The organism is Actinomadura sp. HBU206391, assembly GCF_014323665.1.
In the GTDB taxonomy this organism is placed as follows: domain Bacteria; phylum Actinomycetota; class Actinomycetes; order Streptosporangiales; family Streptosporangiaceae; genus Actinomadura_C.
Genome location: NZ_JABVEB010000179.1, coordinates 1 through 11,570, shown reverse-complemented (window position 1 = coordinate 11,570; position 11,570 = coordinate 1). Strand labels below are relative to the sequence as shown.

At 72.0% G+C, this 11,570-nt stretch carries 6 protein-coding genes; 4 read left to right on the top strand and 2 right to left on the bottom strand.

The window, feature by feature from the left end; genetic code table 11:
• Positions 1-3,044: cobaltochelatase subunit CobN (gene cobN, locus HKK72_RS29760; RefSeq protein ID WP_187237762.1), on the top strand; the 3,044-nt coding region annotated here is incomplete at its 5' end.
• A 30-nt stretch (positions 3,045-3,074) separates the two neighbouring features.
• On the opposite strand, the gene HKK72_RS42445 is transcribed toward cobN, so the two are convergent.
• On the bottom strand, positions 3,075-4,727 hold the full coding sequence (locus HKK72_RS42445) for a serine/threonine-protein kinase (RefSeq protein WP_222721301.1): 1,653 nt from the start codon (positions 4,725-4,727) through the stop codon (positions 3,075-3,077).
• Between the two features lie 125 nt (positions 4,728-4,852).
• Between HKK72_RS42445 and HKK72_RS29750 the strand changes: the two genes are divergently transcribed.
• Positions 4,853-5,827 carry an alpha/beta hydrolase gene (locus HKK72_RS29750; protein WP_187237761.1) on the top strand — a complete coding sequence of 325 codons (975 nt, stop codon included), beginning with the start codon at positions 4,853-4,855 and terminating at the stop codon, positions 5,825-5,827.
• A gap of 40 nt (positions 5,828-5,867) precedes the next feature.
• On the opposite strand, the gene HKK72_RS29745 is transcribed toward HKK72_RS29750, so the two are convergent.
• On the bottom strand, positions 5,868-9,047 hold the full coding sequence (locus tag HKK72_RS29745; RefSeq protein WP_187237760.1) for an AfsR/SARP family transcriptional regulator: 3,180 nt from the start codon (positions 9,045-9,047) through the stop codon (positions 5,868-5,870).
• A 449-nt stretch (positions 9,048-9,496) separates the two neighbouring features.
• Here HKK72_RS29745 and HKK72_RS29740 point away from each other — a divergent pair, with 449 nt between their 5' ends.
• Both HKK72_RS29740 and HKK72_RS29735 read left to right on the top strand, forming a co-directional pair.
• Positions 9,497-10,348, top strand: a complete 852-nt coding sequence (locus HKK72_RS29740; protein WP_187237759.1) for a glycoside hydrolase domain-containing protein — start codon at positions 9,497-9,499, stop codon at positions 10,346-10,348.
• 17 nt (positions 10,349-10,365) lie between these two features.
• Positions 10,366-11,541 (top strand): WD40/YVTN/BNR-like repeat-containing protein, encoded by a 1,176-nt coding sequence (locus HKK72_RS29735; RefSeq protein WP_187237758.1) that lies wholly within the window; start codon positions 10,366-10,368, stop codon positions 11,539-11,541.
• Positions 11,542-11,570: the final 29 nt, after the last annotated feature.

Here is an 11,570-nt window from a genome sequence, read left to right as displayed (position 1 = left end):
GCGGGGTGGTGGCCGCCGACGCGTCGGCCGGCGGAGACGAGGAGGCCTGGGACGCGGGCGCGCTCGCGCGGCTCGACGTCCCGGTGGTGCAGGGCTTGTGCCTCACCTCCTCACGCGAGGCGTGGGAGTCCTCGGACGCCGCGCTGACCCCGATGGACGCGGCCATGCAGGTCGCCATCCCGGAGTTCGACGGCCGGCTGGTGTCGGTGCCGTTCTCCTTCAAGCAGGAGGGCCCGGACGGCGTCCCGGTCTACGCGGCCGACCCGGAGCGGGCCGCTCGGGTGGCGGGCATCGCGGTGCGCCACGCCCGGCTGAGGCACGTGCCCAACGCGGAGAAGAAGGTCGCGGTCGTCCTGTCGTCCTACCCCACCAAGCACGCGAGGGTGGGCAACGCGGTCGGGCTCGACACCCCGGCCTCGGCCGTACGGCTGTTCCAGGCCATGGCCGACGCGGGCTACGACCTCGGGGACGAGCCGCCGCACGAGCTCTATGCCGGCGGTGACGAGCCGGCCGGTGACAAACTGATCCACGCACTGATCGCGGCGGGCGGGCACGACGTCGAGTGGCTCACCGAGGAACAGCTCCGGCGGGCGCCGGCACGCGTGCCGCGGGAGGACTACGAGCGGTGGTTCGCGGCACTGCCCGAGTCGCTGCGCGAGGGCATCCGGGAGCACTGGGGCGAGCCGCCGGGCGAGCTCTACGTCGACGACGGCGACATCGTGCTCGCGTCGCTGCGGTTCGGCAACGTCGTGCTGATGATCCAGCCGCCCCGCGGTTTCGGGGAGAACCCGGTCGCGATCTATCACGACCCGGACCTGCCGCCCTCGCACCACTACCTGGCGGCCTACCGGTGGCTGGAGGAGGACTTCGGCGCGGACGCGGTCGTCCATCTCGGCAAGCACGGCACGCTGGAGTGGCTGCCCGGCAAGGGGCTCGGGCTGGGCGCCGGCTGCGCGCCCGACGCGGTGCTCGGCGATCTGCCGCTGATCTATCCGTTCATCGTCAACGACCCCGGTGAGGGGACCCAGGCCAAGCGGCGCGGCCACGCCACCGTGGTCGACCATCTGGTGCCGCCGATGGCCCGTGCCGACACCTACGGCGACCTCGCCAAGCTGGAACAACTGCTCGACGAGTACGCCACCGTGCAGGCGCTCGACCCCGCGAAACTGCCGGCCGTACGGGCGCAGATCTGGACCCTGGTGCAGGCGGCGCAGCTCCACCAGGACCTGCACGTGGCCGAGCAGCCAGGGGAGGCCGAGTTCGACGACTTCATCCTGCACGTCGACGGCTACCTCTGTGAGATCAAGGACGTGCAGATCCGCGACGGCCTGCACATTCTCGGCATGGCGCCGGACGGCGAGCCCCTGGTCGACCTGGTGCTCGCCGTGCTGCGGGCCGCCCAGGTGTGGGGCGGCGTCACCGGTGCCCTGCCCGGCCTGCGCGCCGCGCTCGCGGAGTCGTTCGGCCTGAACGAGCGAGACCTTCTCGCGAATCCCGGTGAAGTACTGACCGATCACACCGGTGCCGGGGTGCGGCTGCTGTCGGAAATCGTGGAGGGACCGGCCCGCACCGCCTCGGATGTGGTCGACCTGCTCGAGGCGTTGGCCCGCAAGCTCGTCGTCGGCATGGACACGCTGCGCTGGGACGTCTCGAAGGCGGCCGTCGTCTGCGCCGAGGTGACCGGCCGCGACCTGCCCGCGGTCACGGCGGTCCTGTCGTTCGCGGCCACCGAGGTCGTACCCAGGCTCGCGGCGACGGCCGGCGAGATCGACGCGGTGCTGCACGCGCTCGACGGCGGCCACGTGCCCGCCGGCCCGTCCGGCTCGCCCACCCGCGGACTGGTCAATGTGCTGCCGACCGGGCGCAACTTCTACTCGGTCGACCCCAAGGCGATCCCGTCCCGCAACGCCTGGGACGTCGGCGTCGCGCTGGCCGACTCGCTGATCCGGCGGCACCTCGACGACACGGGCGAGTACCCGTCCGGTGTGGGCCTCACCGTGTGGGGAACCTCGGCGATGCGGACCCAGGGCGACGACATCGCCGAGGTGCTCGCGCTCATCGGCTGCCGCCCGGTCTGGGACGACGCCTCCCGCCGGGTCACCGGCTTCGAGATCGTGCCACTCGACGAACTCGGCCGCCCGCGCATCGACGTGACCGTACGCATCTCCGGCTTCTTCCGTGACGCCTTCCCGCACGTCATCGCCCTCATCGACGACGCCATCGCGGCCGTCGCCGAGCTGGACGAGCCGGCCGACCGCAACTACCTGCGCGGCCACGCTCTGGAGGACCACGCGGGGCACGGCGACTGGCGCCGGGCCACCACGCGGATCTTCGGCTCCAAGCCGGGCGCGTACGGCGCCGGGCTGCTGCCGCTGATCGACGCGGGAAACTGGCGCGACGACCGGGACCTCGCCGAGGTGTACGCGGTGTGGGGCGGTTACGCCTACGGCCGCGGGCTCGACGGGCGCGAGGCGCGCGGCGACATGGAGGCGTCGTTCCGGCGCATCGCCGTCGCGGCCAAGAACCAGGACACCCGCGAGCACGACATCGTCGACTCCGACGACTACTTCCAATACCACGGCGGCATGGTGGCGATGGTGCGCGCGCTGACCGGCAGCGACCCCGCCGCCTATGTCGGCGACTCGGCGCTGCCCGACCAGGTGCGGACCCGGACGCTGTCCGAGGAGACCCACCGGGTCTTCCGCGCCCGCGTGGTCAACCCGCGCTGGATCTCCGCGATGCGCCGGCACGGGTACAAGGGCGCGTTCGAACTGGCCGCCACCGTCGACTACCTGTTCGGGTACGACGCGACGGCCGGGGTCGTGGACGACTGGATGTACGAGAAGCTCGCGGAGGAGTACGTCTTCGACCCCGAGACCCGCGAGTTCATGGACAGGTCCAACCCGTGGGCCCTGCGCGGCATCACCGAACGCCTGCTCGAGGCCGCCGAGCGCAAGCTCTGGGCAGAGCCGGACGCCGAGACCCTGAACCGGCTCCGCCGGACCTACCTGGAGCTCGAGGGTGACCTCGAAGCCGGCGAGTAGCCGGCGGCGGCGCTCAGCGCTCGGACGCGCTCAGACACGGTAGGCCGTGAAGTCGTCGAAGGAGAGGGACGCCTCCGGGGCGCCCTCGCGGCGGAGGGCGACGAGACCGGTCGCGAGCGGGGTGAAGGGCCGGTCGGTGTCGGTGGCCTGGACGGCCAGACGGCCGTTCACCCACAGCGACAGCCGCTGCGCGCCGTCCTCGTGGACACATGTCGCCTGCAGCAGTTCGCGGCCGTCGCGTCCGGACACGTACTCACCGGCCGCCAGCGAACGCACGTCGCCGAGAACGTCCTTGAGGATCCGCGCGGTGCCGTCGGCACGCACGACCAGCTGGTACTCGCCTGAGGAGCCTCCGGCCGAGCGGCAGAAGACGCCCGCCTCCGCCCCTGCCGCACCGGTGAGCCTCACACGGACGTCGACGCGCGCGCGTGCGGGCAGGGTCCGGTTGGGGCTCGGGGCGTCCGCGGTCACCTCGGTGTCCGAGCCGCGCAGCTCCATGACGTACGCGCCGTCCCGGTAGCGGGCGGGGTCCTCCCAACCGGATCGCGGCTCGCTGAAGTCGTCGGCCGCCACGTACGTCTCGACGGGGGCCGGCGGCCGCGGTCCCTCGCGCCCGCCGTCGCGGTCGCCGCCCGGCGACAGGAGCGTGGCGATGACGGCCCCGGCCACGATGACCCCGCACGCGCCGAGGCCGACGCCGAGGACCCGCCGGTCGCGCCAGTGCCGCCGTGACCGTACCGCGTCTTCCGCCGGCGGCAACGCGTCCGGGCGCGTGGTCGCGGCGACGGCGGGCACGGCCGGCTCCTCCGCCTCATCGGGGAAGGGCGCGCTCACGGTGTACGCCGCGGTCTCGGCGGCGACGGCCGGATCGTGGTGCGCGCGGCCGGTCAGCCCGGCGAGGAGCTCCCGCGTCGTCGGGCGGGCGTTCGGGTCCTTGTCCAGCGCGGCGGCGACCAGCTCGCGCAGCTCGGCGTCGAGCCCGTCGAGCACCGGTGGGTCGTTGACGACCCGGTTCATCACCTCGGCGACCGTGCCGCCGCGGAACGGCGCCCGCCCCGTGCCCGCGTAGACCACCACGCAGCCCCACGAGAACACGTCCGCGGCGGCGGTGACCTCCCCACCGCTCATCAGCTCGGGGGCGAGGTAGGCGGGCGTTCCGACGAACTCACTGCTGCGGGTCGGTCCGCTGGCGGCGTCGAGCGCGCGGGCGATGCCGAAGTCGATGACCCGAGGCCCCGTGGGGGAGAGCATCACGTTGGACGGCTTCAGGTCGCGATGGACGATCCCGGCGGCATGGATGGAGCCGAGCGCGGTGGCGATGCCGACTGCGAGCCCGTCGAGGTCGCCCCCGCGCAGAGGCCCGTTCTCGCGCACCGCCCGGGCGAGCGTGGGGCCGTCGACATACTCGGTGACCACGTAGAGGGGATCGCCGTCCAGCCGGGCGTCGAGCACGGCGGCCGTGGAGAACCTGCGGACCCTGCGGGCGGCGGTCACCTCGTGCCGGAACCTCGCGCGAAAGCCCTCGTCGTCGGCCAGCTCGGTGTTGATGACCTTGATGGCGACCCGGCGTCCCGTCTCGTCCTCCGCAAGGAAGACGGTGCCCATGCCGCCTCGGCCGAGGCGGCCGACGACGCGATAGCGCCCGAGCCGCTCAGGGTCGCCGGGGCGTAGGTGCGCGGCCATCTCACTCCAGGGGGTCGACCAGGCTGGTACGGGCCTACGCTTCCAGCGCGCAGCGCCCTCGATCAAGGTACTTCGCGGATCAGGAGACCGTACGCTGGGCACGGTTATCGGCCAGAGGAGTGATCATGGATGCGACGCAGGACGTGCTCGGTCCGGGCTATGAGGCCTTCCGGCTGCCGCTCGGACGGGACGCCGAGGGCGAGGTCGTCGCCACGCTCGTACGACGCCGTGCCCCCGAGCCGAGCCGCCGTGCCGTCCTCTATGTCCACGGGTTCGTCGACTACTTCTTCCAGACCCACCTCGCCGACTTCTACGTCGCACGGGGGTACGACTTCTACGCGCTGGACCTGAGGAAGTACGGGCGGTCGCTGCTGGAGCATCAGACCCCCAACATGATCCACAGCCTCTCGGACTACTTCACCGAGGTCGACGAGGCCGTCCGGATCATTCGCGAGGATCATGACGTCCTGCTGATGAACGGGCACTCGACCGGCGGCCTGATCACGGCCCTGTGGGCCGATCGGGTCAAGGGCCGCGGCCTGATCGACGGGCTCTTCCTGAACAGCCCCTTCCTCGACATCAACGCCCCGGCCGTCGTGCGCCGGGTCGGCGCGGGGCTGGCTCGCACCCTGGCCCGGCCCCGCCCGCACACCAGGCTTCCGGCCTCGGTGTCGGAGCTCTATCCGCGCAGCATCCACCGGGACCACGACGGCGAATGGGACTTCGACCTGGCCTGGAAGCCGATCGAGGGATTCCCGGTGCGGGCCGCCTGGCTGGCCGCCGTGCGCCGTGGCCAGCTGCGCGTGCACAAGGGGATCGGCATCGACGTGCCCGTCCTGGTCATGTGCTCGACCCGCAGCGTCAAGCCCAAGCCGGGCATGGACGCGCTGACCCGCGCGGACGCGGTGCTCGACGTGGAGCAGATCGCCCGCTGGTCGACCCGGCTCGGCGACCACGTCACGCTGGTCCGGATCACGGACGGCCTGCACGACCTCGTGCTGTCGGCCGAGCCGGCGCGCAAGAAGACCTTCGCCGAACTGGACCGCTGGATCGGCGCCTATCTCGCCCCGACCGCCGAGCCGAGCACGTCGCCGGGTTGACCCACGTCGGCGTGAGTGAACCACCACCTTCGATGGGTTCTCATTTCAGCGCGTGCGTCCGCCCCCGGAGTTCCGCCACCTCTGCGGCCTCGGCCTCGTTCGCGATCCGGGTGAACAGCCGCTCCGCCTCCCGCCACGAATGGCGGGCGGCCGTGTCGTTGCCGGCCGCGCGGTGGGCTCGGCCGAGGGCCTTGAGTGCGATGGCCAGTTCGTGGGCGTTGCTGAGGCCGCGAGCGATCCGGACGGCCTCGGTGAGGCAGGGGATGGCGCGCCCGGGTCCGCCGTCGAGCAGCCGCGACTCGCCCAGCAGCCGAAGCCCCACCGCCTGGCCGAAGGTGACGGAATGCTCCTCGAACACCGCGAGCGCCCACTCGATCGGCTCCGCCGGGCTCGCCTCCTCGAACCGGAGCCGTAGTTCGGTGAGGGACAGCAGCAGGTAGGCCTCGAGCAGGCGTTGCTTGCGGTGGCGACAGATCTTCAGCAGATCGCGCAGTCGGCGGCCGGTGACCCGGAAGGACTCGCGGTCGCGGCAGGCGCCCGCCAGCTCCCACAGCGCCAGCACCTGGTCGTGCGGAGTGCCCGCCCGGGCGGCCATGCCCAGCGAGCGCCCGGCGCACTCGGCGGCCTCCTCATGCCGTCCTCGTTCACGGTGGATGACGGCCCGCAGGTACCACAGCCGGCACTGGCCGAGCTCATAGCCGATGAGCTCCGCGACGGGCATGGCCTCGTTCATCAGAGCGAGCGTGCGGTCCAGATCTCCATGGTGCCTGACCGCGAACGCCCCGAGCGTCAGCATGTCGACCGTGCCGTGCCGTTCCCCCGACTCCTGGAACGTCGAGAGCGACGCCGCGCTGTGGTCCGGTGAGTGTCCGGGCACCGGTACCCCGGTCATGCGCAGGAACGCGAGGTCGCGCGCCATGACCGCCTCGCCCCAGCGATTGCGGGCGCGCGTGCACGCTCGCAGCGCGAGCCCGTGTGTGTACGTCCAGTCTCCGTAGAGACCTCGATGGGCGTAGTAGTTCATCGCCCGGTCGGCCAGCTCCCACGCGAGCTCGTCGAGGCCGGCCTCACAGGCCTGCGAAACGCTCGCCCTGAGCGCCAGGCGTTCGCCGTCGAACCACGCCAGCGCGTCCGTCTCCGAGGTGCTCGCCGGCAGCGGAGCCCGGTGCCACCGGGGCGCCACGCCGCGCAGACCCGAGGCGACGCGCTCGGTGAGTTCCGCGTCCGCCGCTTCGGCCATCGCCAGCCAGGCGCCCAGCGCACGTGTGATCGCCTGGATCCGCTGGTCGGGCGTCTCGACCGTCTCGGCACATTCACGTGCGTAGAGCCGGACCAGGTCGTGCAGACGATAGCGGTACCGCTGAGGGCCATCGCCCCTGGCAGGCCCCAGCAGCTCGTTGTCGACGAGTTCATTGACGTGGACCTCGGCCTCTCCGGCGGTGACGTCGAGGACGGCGGCGGCGGTCCAGACGGCGAAGTCGGGGGCGTCGAGCAGGCTGAGCAACCTGAACGCCCGCTTGGCGTCGGCGCCGAGGGCGCCGTAGCTCATGGCCAGACCGGCTCGTACCGACAGATCTCCCACCGCGAGCTCGTCGAGACGCTGCCGCTCATGCCGGAGCCGATCGGCGAGGTGCTCAAGGCTCCAGTGCTCCCTCGTGGTGAGTCTCGCCGCGGCGATCCGCACCGCCAGCGGCAGGTGGGCGCACAGGTCCACGATCTCGGCCGCGGCGGCGGGCTCGGCCACCACCCGGTCGGGCCCGGCGATGCGCGCGAGCAGCTCCCGAGCCGTGCGCGGGTCGAGCACGTCCAGACGCATGGCGTGGGCGCTGAGCCCGGCCAGCTTGCGCCGGCCGGTGACCAGGACGGCGCAGCCCCGCCCGCCGGGGAGCAGCGGCCGCACCTGCCGTTCGTCGGCGGCGTTGTCCAGCACCACCAGCACCCGGCGGTCGGCGAGCATGGCGCGGAACAGTCCGGCCCGCTCCTCCAGGCCCTCCGGCAGTTCCGGGCCGGCCACTCCCAGGGCCATGAGGAAGCGCCCGAGCACCTCGCGGGTGTCGGCCGGGCGCGCCTCGGTGCCGTGCAGATCGACGTACAACTGCCCGTCGGTGAACGTCTCGCGCAGGCGATGGGCGACATGCACCGCCAGCGTCGTCTTTCCGACGCCCGCCTGCCCGGCGACGGTCGCCACCACCGTCGCGGTCGACGCTCCGGCGTCGGAGAGCAGACCGCAGAGCGAGGCGACCTGCCGGTCACGGCCGGTGAAATCGATGATGTCCGGCGGGAGATGACACGGGGCGATGGCCGCCCGGTCGGGAGGCCCCGTGCCCCCGACGTCGGCGATCTGGCGCGCCGGGCCCTCGCCCGGCGGCCGCGGCCGCGGTTCTGGCACGTTCCCGGCACGGCCGGACGGCGCGCGACCGATGGAGATCTGCTCGGCGCCGCCGCCGTGCCCGGTCGGGCCGAGGAGCTCACCGACGGCCGACGCCGCCTCGCCGTCCTTGAGGACGGCCTGGTGCACCCGGGTGAGCAGCTGACCCGGTTCCACTCCGAGCTCGTCGCGCAGGGTGGCCCTCGTTCGCTGGTAGATCTCCAGCGCGTCGACCTGCCGGCCGGCGCCGCAGAGCGCGATCATGAGGTAGGCGACGAGCCGTTCCCGATACGGATGGAGATTCGCCGTCTCGGCCAGGCCGGGCACCATTTCGGCGTGGCGGCCCAAAGTGAGATTCGCGGCGGCCAGCTCCTCATGGGCGAACAGCCGCTCCTCGTCGAGCCGGCGAACCTCGTCCGCGACGAGCTGGACTCCCTCGATGTCGGCATAGGCGGCTCCCTGCCACAGCGCGAGCGCCTGCTCGAGCCGCGTCCTCGCCGTCTCGGGCTGCCCGCGGCCCCGCGCGGCGCGGCCCGCGGCCACCAGCTCGGTGAACCTCAGCGCGTCCAGTTCGGCCGAGGAGACGACGGCGGCGTAGCCGCCCGCCTCATGGACGATCCGGCCGTTCTCGTCGAGCGCCTGCCGAAGCCGGTGCACGTAGACCTGGAGCGTCTTGCGCGCGCTCTCGGGCGGGGTCCCCTCCCACAGCGCACGGATCAGGCCATCGGCAGGTACGTGCCGTCCCGGCCTGCACAACAGGGTCGCCAGCAATCGCCGCAACATGGCCGCGCCGAGCACGACGGGAGTCCCGTCACGGCTCACTTGCAACGTTCCGAGAACGCGAAACTCCATCGCCACGTTCCTCGCTCGCGAACCACCTGGGGTCGGGTCTGCCACCCCATGATCACGCGTTGTGTCGCCCCTGTACATACCTGTCGCGCGTGCGGCCCACAGAACTCGGCCATGGAAACCAGAGAACTGTGACATGGAGATTGGAAAACCGGGTCATGGCGGCCGGAAAAGCGGGTCATGGAATCCGGTCATGGCCGGAATGGCATCGGGTGCGTGTGACAGTGCGATCGGCGCCGCCCGCCGAATGTTCGGCCATATCGAGCGCCGCTCGCATGCTTTGAAAGCGCTTCTGGATCGCCGAAACCGCGCCGCAACTGTCCCGCAACCGCCAGGTTCCATACTGAGCCGTTACCGCCTCGCTCTCAGGCGCACTGGTCATTGCCTGATCGCGAGTTGCCCGTCTGATCTTGGACGTAGCGAATCCCTGATAGACGCGTGGAGGTAGTCGAATGCGCCTCAGACCCCGCTCATTCCGCCCCAGGGCATGGCTCGCCGCTCAGGCGGCCCTGCTCGCCGGACTGATCTCCGTCGCACCACTGCCCGCCGCACCACCCGCCCAGGCCTCGTTCGGAAACAGCATCCACATGGGCTGGGACGCCTGTGCCGCCTCGATCGCGAAGGCGCAGGCGTTCTGGAACAACACCCCGTACTGGAACATGGGCATCTACATCGGGGGCTCGGCATATGGCACGGGCTGCAAGAGATGGACCAATGCCGAGGTCGGCCAGTTGCGCGCGATGGGCTATCAGTTCCTGCCGCTGTGGGTCGGTCCGCAGGCCCCGTGCACCGGTTATGGCAGCCGGTTCAGCTCCAACACCTCCACCGCCTACACCCAGGGCAGGAATGAGGCCTTGGCGGTCTACAACAAGATGGTGTCGCTCGGCTGGAACACCGCCAACGCCCCGGCCATCTACGACCTCGAGAACTTCGACACCACCAATTCGAGCTGCATGAACGCGGCGAAGTCGTTCATCAACGGCTGGGTTTACCAGATGCACGTCGCGCCGGCGCAGAAGGCGGGCGTCTACGGTTCGGCCTGCGCGTCGGGGCTCAGCCAGTACGCGACGATCGCCAACGTACCGGACTTCATCGACGGCGCCGACTGGGACGGCATCAAGAGCGTCCGCAACATGGCCTGCGTTTCCAGCGGCTACTGGACCGGGCGGCAGCGGCACAAGCAGTACCAGGGCGATCACAACGAGACGTGGAACGGCGTGACGATGAACATCGACAGTGACTGCTCCAACGGGCCCGTCTATCCGGGTCCGGACGCGCTCACCAGCCCCCAGGGCTGCGAGTGAAGGGCGGGCGGCAGACGATGAAGCGAGACATCGAGCACACCGAACGGCGGCGGACCGGCAGGCTCGCCTCCCTCGCCCTCATAGGCCTCGGTTCGGCACTGGCGATCACCGGGTGCGGCTCGGTGCGGGCGACGGGCAGCGCGCCCGCCCCGGCGTCCGATGACGGCGCGCCCCCCATCGACGCCGCGCTCGTCACACCCGGCTTCGGCTGGGTGCTCACCGCCGACCGGCTCCTGATCAGCCGGGACTCGGGTGCCACCTTCACCGACGCCAAGGCCCCGGTCCCGGCGAGCAGCGCCCGTGCCGCCGTCTTCAGGGACGCGTCGAACGGGTACGTGACGGCGGCCTCGGGCGACACCATCACCATCGCCCGCACCAGCGACGGGGGCCGCACGTGGCAGACCGGAACGGCGCGCGACGCCGCGGCACCCCCCGTGGCCTACGGCCGGATGCGGATCGCGTTCGGCGACGCGTCGCACGGCGTGATCCTGGCGAAGACCTCCAGCAGTGCCATGTCCTCGGCGGCGACGCTGTTCGCCACCACGGACGGCGGTGCTTCCTGGGCGGCCCGGTCGGCTCCGGTGGCCGGGGAGGTCGCGGTGGACCCGGGCGGCCGCACCTGGCTGGCCGGCGGCGTCGCCGACGACGAGCTCCACAGCTCGCCGGACCTCGGCCGGCACTGGAGCCGGGCGGACCTGCGGCTCGGCGACATCGCCGGCGGCATGACGGTGGCACCGCCGGTCGGCGGCGTCGTCCCGGTCACCGTGGTCACCGCGGACGACCGTACGGAGGTCGCGCTGCTCACGACGGCCGACAAGGGCCGCACGTGGCGCGAGACGAACCGGGTGGCGGTGCACGGCAGGACCGGCCCCGGGGTCAGGGTGCCGGTGGCCTCGGCGGGTGCGGCTCCGCTCGTGGTCGACACGGCGGGCGGACACGCCTACCGTCTCGCGCCGCGCCGGGCGACCGTCGCGGGAGCCTCCGCCGCTCCGGATCTGCGTCCCCCCGGCCTGGCCGACGGGGCGCATGCCGTCACCTTCGCCGCCGACGGGCGCACCGGGTGGGCACTGGCGACGTACGGGCGCTGCGCGAGCGGCAAGAGCGACTGCGTGCTGTACCACCCGCTGATGACGACCGCTGACGGCGGCGCAACCTGGCGGCAGGCCCGGCTCTGGCGGCAGCGGCTCGACTGAGCCCGCGGTGTGCCACAAGACGGCCGCCC